We start from the raw sequence: 20,000 nt of genomic DNA on the forward strand, positions 1-20,000 counted from the left end.
TTGTTGCATGAGGTCGATGTGACCGAGAGAGTGTCAGTCAATCTCCGTTGAAAGATAAAGCATTTTCGATCGTCGTGGAACAAAACCACCAATTGAGCTACGGCTGAAAAACGGTGTTCGTCTGCCAGCACGTCCGGCTTATGCTCGACCAGATCCGCGCTTGAAGGCTCGAGGCTGCTGAGCGAAAGCCTCGGCGAATACGTACTGAGGGCGACCACTGCGCCCCGAACGCAATGAACATCTTCTAAGCCGTTGGTTTTTTGGCGTCGCGCATTTCCGCCCCGCTTTGACAACGGTCGTTTCACCTAATTCGTTGCCTGCTCCTTATGCTGCTACTCGGACAACAGCACTATGTCGGCAGCGCGGGAGATGGCGATGGCCGTTTGCGTCTGTAGGGAATCGATGCTTTGCGGTGTCTATGACCACGCGACGCCAGGTCATTTCCGCTCTGCTACTGATGCCATGTCACCAGGGGCAAGTAGTGGTGCGGCAAACGCATCACGACGAGATCCTTGCGCCGCACGATGTTGGTTGGATATGGCGTATCGAGATTGCTCGTATCGATGGTGGTGACGGCGCCCTCCTCCTGATCGAGGATGGCGGTTTCCTGCCGCGGGAAGACGAAATTGTCCGGACCAAAGACGGCACTCGCCCCCAGGAAGCCGCGCGGGGGATCGAACACGTTTGCGAACGCCAGATAAACGTTGTTCTCGCCACCGCGCGTACGGAAGGCGTGCCAATGATAGGGATCGGCGCCTTTCGGGATCGGATAGTTGTGCGGGATGGCAGTCCCTGTATGCGATCCCGTGAAGACGCCCGCGATCGCCGACGGGCAAGCGACGATATCGCATCCGCGCAGCGCCAACGAGCGGATGGCCTCGGGATAGAGCGCGTCGTGCCCGATGGCGATGCCGACCCGGCCCATGGCAAGATCGAAGACCTTCCATCTGTCGCCCGCTGTCGCCCAGCCTGCATCCGCATTGCCGAGGTGAATCTTGCGATAGCTCCCGACGAGGCCCTCGGGCCCCGCGAGGACGGCCGTATTGTAAATGCAATTGCCATCGCGCTCGGCAAGACCGGCAACGATATACGTCCGCAGCTTCATGGCGAGCCTGGTCAACGCCTTGACGGCGGGCCCCTCCAGTTCCTCGGCGTGCGCTGCCGGATCGGTCAAGCCGGTCAATGACAGCTCGGGAAAGACGACCATGTCGGGCTTGGCAGTCCCGACAAGCTCGCGGGCGCGATGCTCGATGGTCGCCAGATTTGCAGCGACATCGTCGGCTGGCGAAAATTGCACGACCGCCAGCCGCGACAGCTTCCCCTTCGGAATCGGCTGGTAGCCGTAGAGCTTGAAAAAGTCGCCCGGATTCCAGGTGAAACTGTTGGTCATCAGTTCGGGGTAGAGTTCCGGGCGCCGTTTCTCAAACACTTTCTCGCCGAGCACCTCGCGTTTGCGTGACCTGCTCAGATCGATTTCTGCATAAGCGATGCCGTCCCCGGCATCGATCGACGCCGCCACGCGGCCGTCCGGCTCGATGATGCAGCTGCCGCCCGAGAACTGCACGGTGCGCTCCAATCCCCAACGGTTCGCCTCGATCACGTAGCAGGAATTCTCGAATGCCCGGTTGATCCAGTAAGGCGCAGGCGTGCGCTCCTGCAGCCAGTTCGAGATGTGGCAGATCACGTCGGCGCCCGCGACCGCCTCGATGCGTGCGGTTTCGAAAAAGTGCAGGTCCATGCAGACCAGCATTCCGATCCGACCGAGTTCGGTCTTGAAGACCTGATGCGCGACGTCGCCGTTCGCCGCCCATTTGGGCTCGGCGATATAGGGATGCGATTTGCGATGCCGACCGACGATCCCGTTCGGTCCGATGAGGACGGCTGTATTGTAGTAGAGCTCGGTCGCAGGATCGACCTCGGGCATCCCGAGCACGATGTAGCAATTATGCTGCTCGCAAATCCGCTGGAAGCGGTCCGTCGACGGGCCCGGAACGGTCTCGACGAACGGCTTGACCTCGTCGCGATCATACCAGCAGTACCCCGTCGTCCCCATCTCGGGAGTGACGATCAGGCGCGCGCCCTCGGCTGCGGCCTCGGTGCAGAGCTTGATCAGACGCGCGAGATTGCGCTCCTTCTCGTACATGGTCGGCTCGAATTGAACCGTTGCGGCGCGGTAGCTCGTGGATGTCGTCATTGATGTACTCCGGAAGGCGCCGTCAGACGGCCATGTGCTCGTGAACGAGCGTGTCGGTGAGAGTGGAGATCGGGCCAGACGCAACGATCTGCCCCTTCTCGAGCATCGCGAAACCGTGGGACGCGAAGCGAACGAATTCGATGTTCTGCTCGACGAGGACGACGGTCAGCCCCATCTCGCGATTGAGCCGAACAATGATGCGCTCGATATCCTCGACGATCGACGGCTGGATGCCCTCATTCGGCTCGTCGAGCAGCAACACCTTCGGGTCGGCCGCGAGCGCGCGTGCGATCGCGAGCTGCTGCTGCTGTCCGCCGGACAGCAAGCCGCCTGGCCGATCGAGATTCTCGGTGAGGTAAGGAAACAGCTCTCCGATGAAATCCGGCAAAACGCGCTTGCCATCGCGGCGGGCAAAGCAGCCCATCAGGATGTTTTCCCGGATCGTGAAGTCGGCGATGATCTCGCGCCCCTGCGGCACGTATGCGATCCCGGCGGCAGCCCTCAAATGCGTCGGCTTGGCCGACAGATCCTCGCCATTGAGGACGATGCGCCCGTCGGCGTGATCCGTGAGCGCCATGATCGTTTTCAGGAGTGTCGTCTTGCCGGTCCCGTTCCGGCCCACGACGCTCGTCACCTGCCCTGCCGGAACTGTGAGCGACAAACCGTGAAGGACGTGGCTGCGGCCGTAAAAGCTGTCGATATTGGAGAGCTGGAGCGTCACGACAACCCCTTTGACCCGAGATAGGCTGCGCGGACCTTCGGGTTCGCCTCGATCTCCGAGATCCCGCCCTCGGCCAGGACGCGGCCGAGATGGAGAACCGTGATCCGCTGCGCAATCTCGCGCACGAAGCCCATATCGTGCTCGACCACGAGCATCGTCTGCTGCCCTTTCATGCCGTTGATGATCTCTGCGGTTCTCATGGTTTCCGCTTGCGTCATGCCGGCCGTCGGCTCGTCCAGCAGGATCACTTTGGGGTTCTGAACCATCAGGATTCCGAGCTCGAGCCATTGGGTCTGCCCATGGCTGAGATCGGCTGCAGTCGTATTGATCTGTTCACGGAGCCCGATCAGCTCGACCGCACGATCGACCTTCTCGCGCGCGGTCGCCGGATGGCCGAAGCCGAGATTTGCGATCACTCCGGTCCGCCGGCAGCTCGCGACCTGCAGGTTCTGCTTCACGGTCAGGTCGCGAAACACGCTCGGGATCTGAAACTTGCGGCCCACGCCTGCACGGGCGATCAGATGTTCGGGCCAGTTCGTGATCTCGGTGTCATAGATCCAGACGCGTCCTTCCGTGCTTGGTGTCTTTCCGCTCACCAGATCCATCAAGGTGGTCTTCCCGGCACCGTTCGCACCGAGCAGAACGCGAAGCTCTCCGTCATCGACGGTGAGCGAGACGTTGTCGACTGCCTTGAAGCCGCCGAAGTTCACGCCGAGCCCGTCGATCGTGATCGCGACCGCCGACATTCTCAAGCCTCCTTGGTTTCCGTGACGGCCGCGCTGGACATCGGGACATGAGCAACACGCGGCTTGTCACGCCCGACCGAAGCAAACCGCCCGATCAGGTCATGCAAGAGCCCACCGAGGCCCCGAGGAAGGAACAGGACGGTCAGCACGAAGACCAGTCCTATGATCGCTTTCCAGGCTCCGACCAGCGCCTCCGTTTCGCTGATGCCGGCCTCCATCATGTTGATCAGAATCGCTCCAACGCACGCGCCCAGGATGGAAGCGCGGCCGCCGACGGCCGCCCAGACCACCATCGTCACGGAGAAGGCAAGATCCATGAAGGTCGGCGAGGCAAACTGCGCGACGATCACATAGAGCATGCCCGCCACGCCCGAGATCGCCGCCGCCACGCAAAAGAAGAACGTCTGGTAGAGCGAGACGTCGAAACCGAGATAGCGAACGCGCCGCTGGTCGTCCCGTGCCGCCTGCAACACCAGACCGGCCCGGGTCTCGACGATCAGGCGCGTCGCCACCAGGGTCAGGGTCAAGATACCCGCGGCCAGCCAGTACGTGCCCTTGCTGTAAGGGTCGAACTCGAAGCCGAAGATCTCGAGCGAGGCGAGGTCCGTCAGCCCGTTGAATCCACCCGTGACCGGCTGCGCATCGACCAGCACGAGGCGAACGAGCAGCACCAGGGCCAGCGTGATGATCGAGACAAACGGCCCTTCGATCCGCTTGCGAAATACAATGATGCCCAGCAAAGCCGCCACGATCACCGGCAGCGCAATTCCCATGACGAGACCGACGCTCTGGTGCTGGAACGGCAGCCAGAGAAATGATGCCTTGTTGATGCAACACAGGTCGGTCGGCGCACCCGGCTCGGCATTCCAGAGCATGAAGTCCGGCACCGGCTTGTCCGCACCCTGTTGTAGGCTGGTTGGGCTCGCCAGTTTCAGCGACATGGCGAGCATGTAGGCGCCGAGCCCGAAGAAAAGCCCCTGCCCGAGATTGAGGATACCCGCGTAGCCCCAGGACAGCGCGATCGCGATGCCGAGCATGCCATAGACGAGAAACTTGGCGATCCGGTTCAGCCCAAATTCGTCGACGAACAGCGGCACCGCAAAGATTGCGACGATGAACAGCGCGTAAGCGCAAAGTGTCAGCCTGCGATCGAGAGTCATGGAGCTCAGCGACGTTTGAACGAGAACAGCCCTTCGGGCTTCAAGACGATGACGAGAATCACGGCCGCGAAGATCACGGCGCGCGCCAGGATGTCGTTGGTCGCGACTGCGACGAGCGCATTGGTTTCTCCCAGAAGTCCGGATGCCATGATGGTACCGATCAGGCTACCGAGGCCGCCGGTGACTACAACCATGAAGCCGTCGACCACCATGCTCGAACCGAGATCAGGCGAGACCCCCTTGAAGCCTGACATCATGACGCCGGCAACACCGGCTAGTCCCGAGCCATAAGCGAAGGTGAGCGCATTGACCTTCCTGACGTCGATACCGCAAGCGGCCGCCATTTTCGGGTTGCGAATGATCGCGCGGACCTTCATTCCGAGCGACGTCCAGTACATGATGAACCAGGTCAGCGCGGTGAGCACCACGGTCACGAGCACGATGAAGCCACGGTAGGCATTGAGTTCGACGCCGGCGATGTTGACCACCCCCTGAAGTTCGGCAGGCACGGCGACATTCTGCAGGCCAGTTCCCAGGCCAGCGATGTGGATTCCCAGGAATGTCAAGCCGAACTCGAGCCGGATCGCCTGCTGAATCAGCATGGAGACTCCCCACGTCGCGAGCAGGGTGTCGAGAAGCCGCCCGTAGAGACGGCTCACCACCAGACGTTCGATGATCCAGCCAAGGGCTGCAGCGGCGAGAAAGGCCAGTGGTAAGGCCACATAGAAGCTGGTCTTCAGCCATATCCCCGAGAGCACCGCCACGTAGGCCCCTGCCATCACGATCTCGCCATGCGCCATGTTGATGACGCCCATGGCACCGTAGGTGATCGCAAGGCCGAGTGCGACCAGCAGCAGAATCGAGCTCAAGCTGAGGCCGATGAAAAGAACGTCAATCATGAAGCGTACCGCAAATCCAGCGCCTGTCGCTGTCATAGCCCGTGAGCCGAAGATCGTCTCACGGGCTGAGTGATGAGCTCAGGTCTTCAGCTTCGCCGTATCGAGGCCCTTCGAGGTGCAGAAGAGATTGGATTCGGTTTCGCCATAGGCGAAATACGGAAGCGGCTTGATCGGGTGCGGATAGGCATCGACCACCTTGCCCTGGCCGTCCGCCTGCCACTGACCGATGCGCGGCGTCAGCCAGCAATGCAGATTGTCGGCGTCGATCGTCACCTTACCGCCGGGCGCCTCGTAGCTCTGACCTGCGATGCCGGTCCGGATCCCCTCTGCGCCGAGATCCTTGCTCTTCTCCACCGCCTGCTTCCACAGGAAGACCTGGAAATAGGCGGCCTCCAGCGAATGATAAGTGACCTGCTTAGGATCGTTGACGAATTTACGGAAGCGCTCGATGAAGCTCTTGTTGCCGGGCATGTCGAGCGACATGAAATATGGGAACGAGGTATAGCTACCGGCCGCGTAATCCGCGCCCATGGCGGCGATCTCGATTTCCGACGTCACAGTTGCGCAAATCGGGATGTCGGCCTGCGAGATGCCCTGGTTCTTGAACTCTCGATAGAATGCGATGATGGAGTCACCGACGACATTGGACAAGACGACATCAGCGCCCGACTCCTTGATCTTCTTCACCATGACCGCCCACTCGGAATGGCCGAGCTCGAGATACTCGTCGGCCACCCATTGGGCGCCAGCGGCCTCGATCAGCTTCTTGGAAACTTTCGCCATCTCGCGTGGGTAAATGTAGTTCGAACCAACGATGAAGAACTTCTTCTTTCCGAGAGTCTTCACGATCCAGGGAATATAGTTCGCGAGCTGATGGTTCGGCACGGCGCCGGAGTAAATCACGTTGCGCGAGCACTCGAACCCTTCGTAGTGGGTTTGATAGAACAGCATCGCACCGCGCTTCTCGAAGATCGGCAGTACAGCCTTGCGGCTCGCGGAGGTGTGGCAGCCAAAGACGGTCATGATCTTGTCCTTGACGATCAGCTTGGAGGCCTTCTCCGAGAATGTCTTCGGATCGGACGCCCCATCCTCAACGACGACCTCGACGGGACGGCCCAGGATGCCGCCCGTAGCATTGATTTCGGCGACGGCCATCGACACGCCATTGGCGAGCAGCTTCTCCGCCACTGCCAGATTTCCCGTCTGCGAGTAGAGCGCGCCGACCTTGATCGGCTCGGCCGCAAAAGCACGGCTCACAATGTGTGGTGCGGCGAGGCTGGCCGAACCCAGCGCGGCCGCTTTCAGAAGGTGACGACGACTTACGTTCATAGAACTTCCCCTGTTTCCAAAAGTCGATGAAAGCGGAAAAACATCCATCTCCCTTCGTCCGGCGCCGGCAAATTCAAGCCAACACCTGCCGAGCTCAAGGCGAGCGCCATCGGTCGAACAACATGTCGACTTGACGATCATCCCGAAATGAATGGGCTGACGGCCTTGTCAGCAGGCAACAAAAAACCCGCACTCTCCTCTGTTCAGAGGATTGAGCGGGCTCCATCGCCGCAGTGTCGCGTGTGCTACACGCCACACACCTAGAACATGGCCTCAATGGTTGAGGGGATGCGCCAGGAACATCTGTTTCAGATGTCGGAAAATACAAGCATCGTTTTTTATCTAACGCAAGAGGATTTCGGAATTGATGACTGAATTTGCAATCTCGTCGATCGGAAGACGCTGCGCCATCGCCTCTTGGCGCAGCTTTGCGTAGGCGTCCTGCTCGTTCAAATTGTTCGCCGCCATCAGGATCGCCTTTGCGCGCGCAATTTTCTGATCGCCCAGAACCTTCCTCTTGTACTTGCGCGCCTCTTTCAAGAGACGTTGCCGTTGCAGCCAGAGATTGCGGGCGATCGCGAGATTCGTGAGCACGCCAAACGGCTTGATCGGACGCTCGATCACCGACAATGCGCCGCTCTCGAGCACCATCTGCAGCATCGACGGATTCTCATAGCTCACAATGGCAAGGATGGTCGGCGGCGGATTCGGCATCGACTTCAGCAGTTGCCCGATCTCCTCGCGAGCCTCGTCTTCCATCGAGAGAAAGACCACGTCGCATTCCTTGGGCACGGACGAAGGTACCGGCCACAGCAGGTTCGCCATGCAACCGATACGGCGCAGATGCTCGACAAGCCGTTCGCCGTCGGCGTCGAATGGGTGGATCACGGCAACGTCGAGGTCACGAAGATCCTTGAGAAGAGCGACGGACATGGATTTGGCCTCGCTCAGTAGGACAATGCCCATGCACTTCCCGGTTCATGCTTGAAGCGGACCTCCAGCATGAACGGGTCGGGTGGCACCCTCACTCCGGCATCATGCACGACGCGGTAATTTCCAGTGGCATCAACGCGCGCAACGCGCGGCCACAGATGCGTGTGGTTGGTGTTGGCATCGATCCGGACCGGTCCCTGCGGCGCGTCATACTCCACTTCCCAGAGCGACCGCAGCAGCTCTTCGAGATGGTCGCTGCGGCTCCGCTCCAGTGCTGCCGCGAAGAGGTGAACCGAGAAGTAAGCCGCTTCGGCGGGCGCCGTCATCGGCCAGTCCTTCCCTACCCGCTTATGGTAGGCATCAACGAACGCGCTGGCGGCCGGCGTATCGATGGTCTGAAAGAATGGCGCGGCTGTGACATGGCCTTCAGCAACATCGGGCCGCATCAGAACGACATCAGCTTCGCTGGTCGATTGACTGGCGATCGGAAGCTGGCGGCCGTCAAACCCGGCGTCTTTGAAGGCAGTATAGAATGGCACGATGCCTGCGCCGACAATCGTAGAGTAAATAACATCGGGCTTCATCGTGCGGACCCTGTCGAGGATCTTTGCGATGTGGCCATCGGTCAAGCTGAGCGGCACATACATTTCGTCGACAGCATGACCACCGGCCCCCGCGAAGAGATCCGCAATGATCCTGTTCGACTCATAGGGATAGACATAGTTAGATCCCACCAGAAACACGCGGCCTCCGTAGTTCTTCGTGAGATAGTCGACCAGCTGAACTGAGTTCTGATTTGGAGCTGCACCGGTAAAGATGCAGTGGCGCGAATACTCGAAGCCCTCGTAGAGCGTCGGATAGAACATCAACGCGCCTCGCGCCTCGACGACCGGCAACATCGCCTTGCGGGTACTCGACATATGCCCGCCGAAGATCACGCGCACACGGTCCTCATCCAGGAGCTTCACCGTCAGCTCGCGATATCGAGATGGCGTGGAGGCCGGATCGTAGGCTACGGGCTCAATGGGACGTCCGCATACGCCGCCAGCCGCGTTGATTTCTTCGATCGCGAGAAGCGTAGCCGCCCGCTGCGTGCGCTCGATCGCTCCGGTCACTCCGGTCTCGGAAAACAAGATACCGACGCGCCAAGTCTCTGAATCCATCAGCGTTCACCCAAAAAAAATGGTCCCCGCCCCCTTCTACAGAGGCCGAGAACCACACTGTTCGCGTTCAGGGCGACCTCGACCATGCGAGCCGCATACAAAGTATGTCAGAGGCCGGGACTCGTTGCAATGCAGCAACCGTAAAAACTTCGGCCATAAACGAACGCGAGTTTCCGCGCGAAATGCGGGGGCGTCCAATTCAGCGCAAGAAGGACCTGCGATCTGCGCGGACCGCTGCCGCAACCGCCTCGAGCACCACGCGGACACGGCGAAGTTGACGGGTATCGTCGTGGACAGACATCCAGTAGCTGCGCGTTGCCTGGAACTTGTCTCCGAGCAGAGCTTCAACCCCGGTCGCTCGCGTGCAATATAACGCGGCAGAACGCCGATCGCCGCGCCGCTGACCACCGCGTCGACCTGCGCGATCACGCTGCTGGTGCGGATCGTCGGAACGACTTCCACACCGTCACCCAAGTCAAGGAAGTTCAACTGCTGGGTGAAGAGAAGCTCGGGGATGTACCCGACGAAGACGTGTTTCCTGAGATCCTGCAGCGACCTCGGACGACCCATCCGCTGGAAGTAGATATCCGAACCATAGAGATCGAGCGTGTAGTCAGTCAGCTTCTGCGCCGTGACCTGCCCCGTCACCGGCCGGTCGAGCGTGATCGAAATATCGACCTCGCGCGCCGCCAACGAATAGGTCCGCGGCAAGGCGACCAGTTCGATTTCGAGCTCGGGATGCGCGGCAGACAGCAGGAAGAGCTTCCTGCCGAGATATCCGGCCCCGAGGCCTTCCGGAGCACCGATCCGGACGCGTCCATTCACCAGCGACTGCGCATCGGCCAGTCCGGCGATGTCGCGCAAGATGATCGATTCCAGTTTGATCTCGATGCGAGGTCAGGCCGCGGACTATGACGGATGGCGCCAGATCGGACTGACGGGCTGGGGCTGGGATGATGTCCTGCCGGAATTTCGCAATCTCGAAGACCACTTCATGGGCGCGAGCGACCTCCATGGCGCGGGCGGCGGTTGGCGGATCGAGCCTCCACGCGTGTCATGGCCGGTTCTCGATGCCGTGGCAACGGCCGCTCAGGAGATGGGCATTCCGCGCAGTCTGGATTTCAACACCGGAGACAACGAAGGCGTAGGCTACTTCCACGTCAACCAGAAGCGCGGCCGACGGTGGTCTTCGGCGCGAGGTTTTCTGAAGCCGGCCTTGAGCCGCCCAAACCTCCGCCTCCAGACCAATGTTTGTGTGGACCGGCTCCGCTTCGAAAACCGCCGTGTGACCGGCCTGCATCTGGTCCGAGACGGTCAATCCGTCGAGGTCGATGCCAAGCGGGAAGTCATCCTGTGTGCCGGCGCGATCGGCTCCGTGCAGATCTTGCATCGCTCCGGCGTGGGGCCAGCGGACTGGCTTCGCCCGTTGGGTGTCGACATTGCGCTTGATAGTCAGGGCATCGGACGAAACCTGCAGGATCATCTTCAGCAGCGCGCGATCTACAAGGTCAGCGGCATTCGCACGTTAAACGAAACGTACCATTCGCTTAGCCGCCGCGCCCTCATGGGACTCGACTACATCTTTCGCCGGCGCGGCCCGCTCACCATGGCGCCTTCACAGCTCGGCATCTTCACCCGATCGAGCCCTACGCATGAGAGAGCCAATATCCAGTTTCATATCCAGCCTCTCTCGCTCGACAAGTTCGGCGAACCACTGCACCGCTTTCCTGCGATCACGGTCGCCGCCTGCAATCTTCGGCCGACATCACAGGGCACGGTCCGGATCGAGTCCAGCAGCCCCAATGCCCCGCCACGCATCGCGCCAAACTATCTTGCCACGCCCGAGGACCGGCTCGTCGCGGCGGATGCCATTCGGGTCACCCGCACGCTGATGCGACAGCCGGCGGTCGCTCCCTACGCGCCCGAGGAATTTTTGCCCGGTCCGCACGTCGTCGACGACGACGCGTCACTCGCACACGCTGCCGGCAATATCGGGACCACCATCTTCCATCCGGTCGGCACCATCAAGATGGGGCCCGAGGCGGATCCGCTGTCACCGCTTGACGCACGCCTTCGCATGCGAGGCATCGACGGGCTCCGGGTCATCGACGCCTCGATCATGCCGACCATCACATCGGGAAATACCAACACTCCAACCGCAATGATCGCGCGCAGGGGCGCCGGCATGGTGCTGGACGACGCGCATCGATCCCGCATCGCTTAGCTGCCATTCGTTTCATCGAGGAGACTCCGCAAATGACCCATTCCGTTCCGCATTTCATCAATGGCGCCCCGGTCGGGTCTTTGCACGGCCGTGCCGCACCGATATACAATCCTGCGACAGGCGAGCAATCAGGGACCGTGCCGCTGTCCAGCGCCGACGAGGTCTCTTCAGCCGTTGCGTCCGCACGGACCGCCTTTCCCGACTGGGCCAAGTCCCCGCCGCTGCGGCGTGCGCGCATCCTCAATCGTTTCCTCCGTATCCTCGAGGACCGACTCGATGAGCTCGCGGCCGTGATCACGTCGGAGCACGGCAAGGTTTTTTCCGACGCAAAGGGAGAAGTGCAACGTGGAGCGGAGGTCGTGGAGTTTGCCACCGGCGCGCCGCAGCTTCTGAAAGGCGAAATCACCGAGAACGTCGGTACGCGCGTGGATAGCCATTCGTTGCGCCAGCCGCTCGGAGTCGTCGCGGGCATCACACCATTCAATTTTCCGGCGATGGTTCCGATGTGGATGTTTCCGGTGGCACTGGCCTGCGGCAACACATTCATCTTGAAACCCTCCGAGAAGGTTCCCTCCGCATCCATCCTGCTGGCGCGATGGTTGCAAGAGGCCGGGCTGCCGGACGGCGTGTTCAACGTCATTCACGGCGACAAGCAAGCGGTCGACGCGCTGTTGACGCATCCTGATGTCGCAGCGGTCAGCTTCGTTGGCTCGACACCCGTCGCACGATCGATCTACGAGACCGCAACTCGGCACGGAAAGCGCTGCCAGGCCCTGGGCGGCGCAAAGAATCATATGATCATCATGCCGGATGCAGACATGGACCAGGCTGTAGACGCGCTCATGGGTGCGGCCTATGGCTCGGCCGGCGAACGCTGTATGGCGATCTCGGTAGCGGTCCCTGTCGGTGAGACGACGGCAAGGACCTTGATCGAAAAGCTGGTACCTCGGATTCATGCATTGAACATTGGTCCAGGCATGGACCCGGAGAGCGAGATGGGCCCGCTTGTCAGCCAGCAACATCGCGACAAGGTGCGAGGATACATTGATGCCGGCGTCGCCGAAGGTGCGACGCTGCTGGTGGACGGTCGTGAATTTCGGCGCCAAGGTTACGAGAATGGCTACTTCACAGGCGGCACACTGTTCGATCGCGTCACACCCGACATGACGATCTACCGGGAAGAGATCTTCGGACCGGTCCTCGCGGTCGTACGCGCCTCGTCTTATGACGAGGCCGCCGCCCTGATCAACGCGCACCAGTTCGGCAATGGCACCGCGATCTTTACGCGCGACGGCGATGCGGCCCGCGAGTTCGCGAACCAGATCCAGGTTGGCATGGTGGGCATCAATGTGCCGATTCCCGTTCCGATGGCTTTCCATTCCTTCGGCGGCTGGAAAGCCTCCTTGTTTGGCGATCACCATATGCACGGACCGGAAGGCGTCCGATTTTATACCAGATTGAAGACAATTACCACGCGGTGGCCGACGGGTATTCGCACCGGCGCGGAGTACGTGATGCCAACGATGGGATGAAAGGCAAGCGACCGGATACCCCTGCTGCCAAGACATGCGCGGTAGGGAAGGGTGACCGCCCTTCCCCACACCAACCAGCATGCGGCGAATACACCTATAGTGCACGATGCGGAAGGCGCGCGCCCCCTGCAACGTCCGCGACCGCTTCTCGGCAATAAGTCTCTAGGGCATTCTTCAATCCAACTCCGCTAATGCCCGTTTTGAGCATATCCGCCACTAACGACGCCACACCGTCCGCCGCGTTGTCGATTCCGAGCCCACCGGCACGGATGTTCGAGATGCAATTCCTCCGCGAATCGGGCGTACCCGACTGCGGCGAATAGGTGACATAGACCCCGGCGCTGTCGGCCGCCGAGAGGCCGGGACGCTCTCCGATCACCATGATGCAGATCTGCGCACGAAGCGTTTCCGCGATGGGATCGCCAAGCGCCACGCGCGCCTGCGATGTCAACACCAGAGGTGCAATTGAAAGCCGTCGTGCCAAAAGACGTTCGACGATGGCGCGGACCAGGGGCACGGCGTTGGCGTCGATGGCGTTGGCCGACAATCCGTCCGCCACGATGATCACGATGTCGGCGCCTGACCTCATGCCGGCAAGGCGCTTCGCCGCCTCCGTCGAGAGTTTCCGGCCGAGATCTGGACGACGGACATAGGTGGCGCGGTCGATGGCCTGGCTTTCGACCTCGACGATGCCGAGCTTCAACTCGCCCAACGCAGCCCGCAACGAAGCCCAATTGACCTCGGACCAGACTGCCTGCCGCGCTCGCGCGTGATCGAGCAGGAACGACTGCGCTGCCCGCGTCGGCACCCCCGCGCCGAACCGGCCGAGACGCACCCGCGCGTCGGTCATCTGGCGAAGATCGAATGACGCCGCGGCCGTTCCTTCGCGTTCATCCTTCATGTCAGGCACCAGGTAGCCGTGCGTTCGCCATGTAGTTCGCGAGTCGCGGCACCTCCTCCAGAAGACGGCCAGCCCGATCGGTCAACCCGATCTCCACGAGCCATCGCTCGAACTCCGGCGCGGGCGGCCGCTTCAGCGTTTCACGGCAATAGACAGCGTCGTGGTGTGCGAGCGACTGGTAATTCAGCATCACGTCATCTGAGCCGGGCACAGTGATGACGAAATTGACGTTGGCCGCGCAGAGCAGCGTCAGCAGCGCATCCATATCTTCCTGGTCTGCATCGGCATGATTGGTGTAGCAGACGTCCACACCCATTGGCAGGCCGAGCAGCTTGCCGCAGAAGTGATCCTCGAGGCCTGCGCGAATGATCTGCTTGCCGTTGAACAGATATTCCGGTCCGATGAATCCGACCACGGTGTTGATGAGCAGCGGGCTGAACTCGCGCGCGACAGCATAGGCCCGGACTTCCATCGTCTGCTGATCGACGCCGAAATTTGCTTCCGCCGAGAGCGCTGCGCCCTGCCCGGTCTCAAAATACATCAGATTGGCATCGGCCGGACCCCGGTGGAGGCCGCGCACGGCTTCATGGGCCTCCTTCAGCAAAGCGAGGCTGACGCCGAATCCCTCATTGGCCTTCTGCGATCCAGCGATCGACTGGAACACAAGATCGACAGGCGCATCGGCCATGACGGCTTTCAGGGCCGTCGTCACGTGCCCCAGGCAGCAGGTTTGCGTCGGAATCGACAGGCGACTACGCAAATCGTCCAGCAGAGAGACGATACGGACATAGTCATCCACCGTATCCGTCGCCGGATTGACCCCGATCACCGCATCGCCTGATCCCATCAGCAATCCGTCGATGGCCGAAGCGGCAATGCCATAGGAATCATCGGTCGGGTGGTTCGGCTGATTGCGCGTCGAAAGCCGTCCCTTGAGCCCGATCGTCGAGCGGAATGTCGTAACCACTTCCCGCTTGGACGCCACCGAGATCAGATCCTGCAACCGCATGATCTTCGAGACCGCAGCCACCATCTCGGGCGTCAGGCCGGGCGCCACCGCTTCAAGCTGCCTCTGGCCTGTCTCCGGCTTGAGCAGCCATTCGCGAAATTCACCGACAGTGAGCGATGAAACGATCGCAAAGGCGATCGGGTCATGGCGATCCATGATCAGGCGCGAGACGTCGTCGGTGTCGGCCGGAATCAGCTCCTCGGCCAGGAAGGTCTTGAGCGGCAAATCGGCGAGCGCCATCTGGGCCGCGAGCCGTTCGACCGGACCGTCCGCGGCGATGCCGGCAAGCTGATCGCCCGACCGCTCGGGCGTCGCCTTGGCCATCAGATCCTTGAGGTCGGCAAAGCCGAAGACGGTTCCTTCGATGGTTGTCTTGTACGGCATGATCGGTGGCTACCCGTTGATCAAGGCCAGCGCTTCGGCATGAAGTCGCGGCGTTGCCGTCGCCAAGACGCGTCCTTCCGAGCGAATTGAAAGCGGACATCCGTCCCAATCGGTGATGCAGCCGCCCGCGCCCTGCACGATCGGAACCAGGGCCATGTAGTCATATGGCTGAAGCCCCGTTTCGAGAACGATGTCGCAGTGTCCCGACGCAAGCAGACCATAGATGTAACAGTCTCCGCCAAAACGGCGCAGTCTGGCGGCTCGCGAAAGCCGCTCGAATGCCACCATCTCGCTGTTGCGGAACATGTCGGGCGATGTCGTGTAAAAGCGCGCGTCCACGACACGCTCGCAGGCGCTGGTCCGCGCCGATCCACTGCCGAACAGCGCGAGACCAGGCTTTGCCGCCCACCGTTCGCCTGTAAAGGGAACGTCGATCAGGCCGCAGAACGGTTGCTCCTGATAGGTCAGCGCGATCAGCGTGCCGAACAAGGGAAAGCCGCTGATAAAGCTCTTGGTGCCGTCGATCGGGTCGACGATCCAGGTGAACGCACCGCCGGGCTTGCGTCCGATCTCCTCACCGATGATGCCATGCTCCGGAAAGCGTGCCTGGATTCGTTCCCTGAGGCGCAACTCGACCAATCTATCAGCAATCGTCACCGGGCTGGTATCGGACTTGGCGACGACGTCCAGCGGCGTGCGGAAATAGGACAGCACGATGGGCCTGACCGAATCTGCGAGCTCGGCAGCGAATGACAGGTAGACGTCGGCATCGTCTGCCGTGACGGCCTGTTGAGCCATTACAGCGCTTTCAGGAACAGCGGCCATCGCGGATCGTGGATGATGGAGCGCGCCCGCATGTGTTTCCATATGCCGTATTTGTAGAAGTCGAAGTCCAACGTCGAGAGCCGGTTCTGCACCATCGCCCAGGTGCTCCACTTGATGTCGGCGAGTGCCTTGTGGACAATGAAGCGCGCGTGCCATCGCTTGTCGTATCGGCCGAAATACGCCTCGATGATCTCCTGCTCGACATCTTCCGGAAAGAAGTGCTCGCCGCTCCAGATCGCGAGGTCGTAGAGCCGCTCGTTGTTGGATGCATATTCGAAGTCGATCAGCTTGATCGAACCGTCCTCGCCGACCAGGAAGTTTCCAGGCATCGGATCGTTGAAGCAGGGAACGAGGTCGAGCCCGGCGGCCTCGAGCGCTGCACGCGCCTGTTGATATTGGCGGTAGAGCCAGGCATGATCCTCGGGCCAATGTCCGCCGAGTTGCCTCACCTGCTCGTAGTGCTCCTCGATCATGTCGAACACGGTCTTGGTCAGCGGCAGTGGCGAAGCCGCGTGGAGGCGGCGATAGATCTGCACCACGTTGGCACGAAAGGCCGGATCGACGAAGTCGCGATGGGTCGACGCCCGCCGGTCAGCGAGAAATTCGGAGACCTCGATGTCGAGATGGTCGAGGAAGTCGAAAGTGCGAGGCCCGACACCGATCACCTCGGCCTGCCTGCTGGCGGCCCGCGCCGCATTACGATCGATGAACATCTCGGTGCCGCGGCCCGGAATCTTCACGAAATATCCGACGGGATCCTGCTCGACCGTCACACGGAAATTGGTGTTGCTGATGCCACCGGACACCGGCTGATAAGACAAGCGGCGCCCTTTCCAGGCCTCGACCTGAACGATCGCGGCCTCGAGAGACCGCTCCGTATCCGACCTGCCGCTACCGACTTCAATCATGCCTCTTGTCTCGCTTCGCCCTAGAGAGTTCGCAACCGCTGCTCGAAGCCCGGATGTCCGAGCAGCATCCGGCAGCGCAGGAACCGCCATTCCGCGTATTTCAGGAACTCCACGCCGCGAAGCGGCGATCGTGCGTGCTGAAGCAGGCTGCGCAACGCCCAATACAGATCGTCGGCTGCGGCATACAGCCTGCATCGACTGAAGGCCTGCTCGCTGAATCGACCATCATGCATCTCCAGCAGCGGCTTCATCTGGCTCTCGAACTGGAACAGCTCGTTCATCTGAACACCCAGTTGGTAGTAGGGATCGATGTCGCCGGCCATGTCGAAATCCACCAGCATCATCGCGTTGTCCGGGCCGAGCATCACGTTTGAGGAATGCGGATCGCCGTGCGCAGGTTTCCGTTCGACCCCGGCCGCGGAGATCGCCTCGCGGATCGCCGTCATCCATGCCAGCATCCAGCCCGCATCGCCCGGGAGCACGGCTCCTGCCCCTGCGACCAGCGGACAAAGCTCATCGATCCCGTCGAAAACCGACCAGGACCGACCGAATGGCTCGCCCGCGGCGATCGACTTCTGCATGTCGATGAGCCGGACCATCGCGCCGTCCTGCATCAAGTCGTCGATTTTCGCCGTGCGCCAGCCATTGCCGAGCCGCGCGAACAGCGCGGCCCTTTCGGCAGGCGCACGCGCGATCGGCTGCGGCGACAGATGAAGCCCATGAAGGCGGCACGCCGCCGAAAACGCCACCTCGTCGTCGACCAGTTCGGCAACCTCGTCATTTGCGAGCCGAAGGAAGAGCGTTGCATCATTGCCCTCGGGGGCGACGTTGAACGAGGTCGACTCGACGGCATGGTAGGACGGCGAGGCCACCGGAAACGTGGAGGCTGCATAGGCCGCTCGCGCGGCATCGATGACCGGCAAGCTCCTGATCGCGCGTTCGGCGCGCTGCTCGAGGGCCGTCGCCGGATTGCCGAGCGTCTTCATGCTGCCGTCCCGCTTGGATCGACCGCTTGCAGGCCTTCGCTGGCGATCGCGTACAGCATGTCCGCCAGGACCTGCGTTCCGAGGGCCTGATCGGGGGCGCTCGTGAACTCGGTCGGGTGATGAATGACGCCGTCGCGCGAGCGCACCGCCAGAACGACCGAAGGACAGACACCGGACATCGCCACGGCATCGTGCCCGCCGATCGTGTCCAGATGGCGCGCCGCTTCACCATGGGTGGCGGCAGTTCGCTCGGCGAGCGCGATCAGCCCTTCGGCAAACCGACCCGCCTTGCGGCGGTCGACCGCCCTAACCTGGTAGGTCACGCCGGCCTTCTCCGCCGCTGCCTCGACCCGGAGCTTCATCTTGCGTTCGGCTTCGGCGAGAACGTCGGGCGAGCCCGACCGTAACTCGATGAAGAGAACGGCTTCGGACGGGACCGTATTGGGCGAATTCGGAAACACCTCCAGACGGCCGACGGAGGTGTGCAGGTCGAGGCCGTGCTCGCCGGCGATCTGCTTCAGATCGGCAATGAGATAGGCCGCCCCGAGCACCGCGTCCTTTCGCTCTGCCATCGGCGTCGCGCCCGTATGCGCCTGCCGGCCAAGGAATGCCAGACGATACTTGGTTGCGCCCCAGAAGCGGGTAAAAATTCCGAACGTCTCGCCGGCCTCGAACAACGCCTTGTCGCCCTCGATATGAAGCTCGATCAGTGCGCTGGGGATTGCCACCTTGTCCTTTCCGGCATAGCCGATCTCGGCGAGGGATTGGCGCACGGTCACTCCATCGCCATCCTTGCGGTCGAGCGCCCATTTGAGCTCGGTCGCCCCGGCGAATACGCTGCTGCCCAACAGGCTCGGCTGGAAACGCGCGCCCTCCTCATTGGTCCAATTCACCACCTGGAAATTGCAGAGCGGCAGCTTGTTCTCCGCCTTGAACCTTTCCGACACGGCGAGCACCGCCTCGCAAGCCGCGACGACACCGAGGGCCCCATCGAAGCGGCCGCCATTCGGCTGGCTGTCGATATGCGATCCGACCATGACGACCGGCGCGTTGGCGCCCGCCATCGACAGGCTCCCGAACTGATTGCCGATCGCGTCCACGGCCTGCGCAAAGCTATTTCGGGCGAACCATCGACCGAGCCAATCGCGTGCCGCTCCATCTTCCTTCGACAGCGCCAGCCGCGTCATGGATCCGTCCGGCCCGCCACCGAATGTCGACAGTTCATCCATCATCGCCTGAAGGCGCGAAGGATCGATGGGAGCGCGACTGCAGGCGATTTCAGACATAGATGATTTCCACGTTGGATTTGAGGAACTGCTCGGAAAAATCCTTGGTCAGGGTGCATCCTGTGATCACCCCATCGACGTCGTGCAGACCGAACGTGTGGATTGAACCGAGGCGACCGAATTTGGAGCCGTCGGCGACGATGACCGAACGCTTGGCCTGGGCCCGCGCCACGCGGCGGATGATCGCCTCGTCCTCCCCGTAGTCCATGAAGCCGCGTTCGGCATGCACGGCGCTGATCGCGATGATCGCGAGATCGAAGAAATGCTCCTTCATCGCGGCCACCGTCTCCGGCCCGAAAGTGGCCTGGTAGTCCGGCCGCAACCGTCCTCCGAGCACGCGAACGCTGGGCGGCGACGAATAGTAGAAGTGGGCCGCGACCGCGAGCGAGTTGCTCACGATCGTCAGATCCTTGCGGATTTCGAGATGCTTCAGGCATGCCAGCGCCGTGGTTCCTTCGTCGACGAAGATCTTCATGCCGTCCTTGACCAGAGCCGCCGCGGCCTCGCCGATCCGCGCCTTCTCCCTTGCGCCGACCCGCAAGCGTTCGGCAAAGGGCTGGTCGCTCTCCTGCCGATCCAGCACGGCACCACCATAGACACGGCGCGCGAACCCCTGCGTCTCGAGCTCCCTGAGGTCGCGCCGGATCGATTCCTGGCTGACGTTGAACTGATCGACCAGATCCTTGACATGGACCCGCTGCTGCTGACGCAGCAGATCGCGGATCAGTTCCAGACGATGCTCTGTAAAGCTCATGGCCGTTTCCCGGTTGCCACGGCACTGTCGGCCGCTTCATGGTCCA

Annotated in this window: 17 protein-coding genes and 1 pseudogene; 2 read left to right on the forward strand and 16 right to left on the reverse strand. The window is 61.6% G+C overall.

Going from position 1 to position 20,000, the window contains the following annotated elements:
- Nucleotides 1-451: 451 nt before the first annotated feature.
- From OZ411_RS21730 to OZ411_RS21770, 9 genes are all read right to left on the reverse strand, one after another.
- Nucleotides 452-2,194: a nitrilase-related carbon-nitrogen hydrolase gene (locus tag OZ411_RS21730; RefSeq protein ID WP_282529601.1), complete on the reverse strand. Its 1,743-nt coding sequence runs from the start codon at nt 2,192-2,194 to the stop codon at nt 452-454.
- 22 nt (nt 2,195-2,216) lie between these two features.
- The gene (urtE, locus tag OZ411_RS21735; protein WP_282529602.1) at nt 2,217-2,915 is read right to left on the reverse strand and encodes an urea ABC transporter ATP-binding subunit UrtE; all 699 of its coding nucleotides are present in this window, start codon (nt 2,913-2,915) and stop codon (nt 2,217-2,219) included.
- Entirely contained in the window at nt 2,912-3,661 is a 750-nt protein-coding gene (urtD, locus tag OZ411_RS21740; protein WP_282529603.1) for an urea ABC transporter ATP-binding protein UrtD, read from the reverse strand. The genes urtE and urtD overlap by 4 nt, the downstream gene beginning before the upstream one ends.
- A 2-nt stretch (nt 3,662-3,663) precedes the next feature.
- Complete coding sequence (gene urtC / locus OZ411_RS21745) at nt 3,664-4,821, reverse strand: urea ABC transporter permease subunit UrtC (RefSeq protein WP_282529604.1); 1,158 nt, start codon at nt 4,819-4,821, stop codon at nt 3,664-3,666.
- Nucleotides 4,822-4,826: 5 nt separating this feature from the next.
- On the reverse strand, nt 4,827-5,720 hold the full coding sequence (gene urtB, locus OZ411_RS21750) for an urea ABC transporter permease subunit UrtB (RefSeq protein ID WP_130577225.1): 894 nt from the start codon (nt 5,718-5,720) through the stop codon (nt 4,827-4,829).
- Nucleotides 5,721-5,798: 78 nt separating this feature from the next.
- The gene (locus tag OZ411_RS21755) at nt 5,799-7,049 is read right to left on the reverse strand and encodes a transporter substrate-binding domain-containing protein (RefSeq protein WP_282529605.1); all 1,251 of its coding nucleotides are present in this window, start codon (nt 7,047-7,049) and stop codon (nt 5,799-5,801) included.
- A gap of 342 nt (nt 7,050-7,391) precedes the next feature.
- Nucleotides 7,392-7,982, reverse strand: a complete 591-nt coding sequence (locus tag OZ411_RS21760; RefSeq protein ID WP_028161838.1) for an ANTAR domain-containing protein — start codon at nt 7,980-7,982, stop codon at nt 7,392-7,394.
- Nucleotides 7,983-7,996: 14 nt separating this feature from the next.
- The gene (locus OZ411_RS21765) at nt 7,997-9,148 is read right to left on the reverse strand and encodes a transporter substrate-binding domain-containing protein (protein WP_130577227.1); all 1,152 of its coding nucleotides are present in this window, start codon (nt 9,146-9,148) and stop codon (nt 7,997-7,999) included.
- A 33-nt stretch (nt 9,149-9,181) separates the two neighbouring features.
- Nucleotides 9,182-10,009: a LysR substrate-binding domain-containing protein gene (locus OZ411_RS21770; protein ID WP_282529606.1), complete on the reverse strand. Its 828-nt coding sequence runs from the start codon at nt 10,007-10,009 to the stop codon at nt 9,182-9,184.
- 10 nt (nt 10,010-10,019) lie between these two features.
- Here OZ411_RS21770 and OZ411_RS21775 point away from each other — a divergent pair.
- Together OZ411_RS21775 and OZ411_RS21780 are read left to right on the forward strand one after the other, a co-directional pair.
- Nucleotides 10,020-11,369: pseudogene (locus OZ411_RS21775) on the forward strand (GMC oxidoreductase); the annotation flags it as partial.
- A 32-nt stretch (nt 11,370-11,401) separates the two neighbouring features.
- Nucleotides 11,402-12,901 carry a CoA-acylating methylmalonate-semialdehyde dehydrogenase gene (locus tag OZ411_RS21780; RefSeq protein ID WP_282529608.1) on the forward strand — a complete coding sequence of 500 codons (1,500 nt, stop codon included), beginning with the start codon at nt 11,402-11,404 and terminating at the stop codon, nt 12,899-12,901.
- 94 nt (nt 12,902-12,995) lie between these two features.
- Here OZ411_RS21780 and eutC read toward each other — a convergent pair whose 3' ends face one another.
- From eutC to OZ411_RS21815, 7 genes are read right to left on the reverse strand one after another with little or no spacing between them, the layout of a single operon-like run.
- Nucleotides 12,996-13,802, reverse strand: a complete 807-nt coding sequence (gene eutC, locus OZ411_RS21785; protein ID WP_130577229.1) for an ethanolamine ammonia-lyase subunit EutC — start codon at nt 13,800-13,802, stop codon at nt 12,996-12,998.
- A 1-nt stretch (nt 13,803) separates the two neighbouring features.
- Nucleotides 13,804-15,195, reverse strand: a complete 1,392-nt coding sequence (locus tag OZ411_RS21790; RefSeq protein ID WP_130577230.1) for an ethanolamine ammonia-lyase subunit EutB — start codon at nt 15,193-15,195, stop codon at nt 13,804-13,806.
- Between the two features lie 9 nt (nt 15,196-15,204).
- Nucleotides 15,205-15,993, reverse strand: a complete 789-nt coding sequence (gene hisN / locus OZ411_RS21795) for a histidinol-phosphatase (RefSeq protein ID WP_130577231.1) — start codon at nt 15,991-15,993, stop codon at nt 15,205-15,207.
- Nucleotides 15,993-16,928 carry a choline/ethanolamine kinase family protein gene (locus OZ411_RS21800; protein WP_130577232.1) on the reverse strand — a complete coding sequence of 312 codons (936 nt, stop codon included), beginning with the start codon at nt 16,926-16,928 and terminating at the stop codon, nt 15,993-15,995. The genes hisN and OZ411_RS21800 overlap by 1 nt, the downstream gene beginning before the upstream one ends.
- A gap of 20 nt (nt 16,929-16,948) precedes the next feature.
- Nucleotides 16,949-17,914, reverse strand: coding sequence for a phosphotransferase (locus OZ411_RS21805; protein WP_282529609.1), 966 nt, complete (start codon nt 17,912-17,914; stop codon nt 16,949-16,951).
- Nucleotides 17,911-19,200, reverse strand: a complete 1,290-nt coding sequence (locus OZ411_RS21810; protein ID WP_282529610.1) for a Zn-dependent hydrolase — start codon at nt 19,198-19,200, stop codon at nt 17,911-17,913. The genes OZ411_RS21805 and OZ411_RS21810 overlap by 4 nt, the downstream gene beginning before the upstream one ends.
- Complete coding sequence (locus OZ411_RS21815) at nt 19,193-19,954, reverse strand: DeoR/GlpR family DNA-binding transcription regulator (RefSeq protein WP_130577235.1); 762 nt, start codon at nt 19,952-19,954, stop codon at nt 19,193-19,195. Before OZ411_RS21815 ends, OZ411_RS21810 begins: the two co-directional genes overlap by 8 nt.
- Between the last annotated feature and the right edge of the window lie 46 nt (nt 19,955-20,000).

Origin of the sequence: Bradyrhizobium sp. Arg237L, from assembly GCF_029990105.1 — a bacterium.
Classification (GTDB): Bacteria; Pseudomonadota; Alphaproteobacteria; order Rhizobiales; family Xanthobacteraceae; genus Bradyrhizobium.

Bases quoted from the DNA above. Each gene is read 5' to 3' on its own strand.
- urtB (WP_130577225.1), bottom strand. From the start codon at position 5,720: ATGATTGACGTTCTTTTCATCGGCCTCAGCTTGAGCTCGATTCTGCTG.
- OZ411_RS21755 (WP_282529605.1), bottom strand. From the start codon at position 7,049: ATGAACGTAAGTCGTCGTCACCTTCTGAAAGCGGCCGCGCTGGGTTCG.
- OZ411_RS21790 (WP_130577230.1), bottom strand. From the start codon at position 15,195: ATGCCGTACAAGACAACCATCGAAGGAACCGTCTTCGGCTTTGCCGAC.
- OZ411_RS21760 (WP_028161838.1), bottom strand. From the start codon at position 7,982: ATGTCCGTCGCTCTTCTCAAGGATCTTCGTGACCTCGACGTTGCCGTG.
- hisN (WP_130577231.1), bottom strand. From the start codon at position 15,993: ATGGCTCAACAGGCCGTCACGGCAGACGATGCCGACGTCTACCTGTCA.
- urtC (WP_282529604.1), bottom strand. From the start codon at position 4,821: ATGACTCTCGATCGCAGGCTGACACTTTGCGCTTACGCGCTGTTCATC.
- OZ411_RS21800 (WP_130577232.1), bottom strand. From the start codon at position 16,928: ATGATTGAAGTCGGTAGCGGCAGGTCGGATACGGAGCGGTCTCTCGAG.
- OZ411_RS21810 (WP_282529610.1), bottom strand. From the start codon at position 19,200: ATGTCTGAAATCGCCTGCAGTCGCGCTCCCATCGATCCTTCGCGCCTT.
- OZ411_RS21780 (WP_282529608.1), top strand. From the start codon at position 11,402: ATGACCCATTCCGTTCCGCATTTCATCAATGGCGCCCCGGTCGGGTCT.
- OZ411_RS21805 (WP_282529609.1), bottom strand. From the start codon at position 17,914: ATGAAGACGCTCGGCAATCCGGCGACGGCCCTCGAGCAGCGCGCCGAA.
- OZ411_RS21730 (WP_282529601.1), bottom strand. From the start codon at position 2,194: ATGACGACATCCACGAGCTACCGCGCCGCAACGGTTCAATTCGAGCCG.
- urtD (WP_282529603.1), bottom strand. From the start codon at position 3,661: ATGTCGGCGGTCGCGATCACGATCGACGGGCTCGGCGTGAACTTCGGC.
- eutC (WP_130577229.1), bottom strand. From the start codon at position 13,802: ATGAAGGATGAACGCGAAGGAACGGCCGCGGCGTCATTCGATCTTCGC.
- OZ411_RS21815 (WP_130577235.1), bottom strand. From the start codon at position 19,954: ATGAGCTTTACAGAGCATCGTCTGGAACTGATCCGCGATCTGCTGCGT.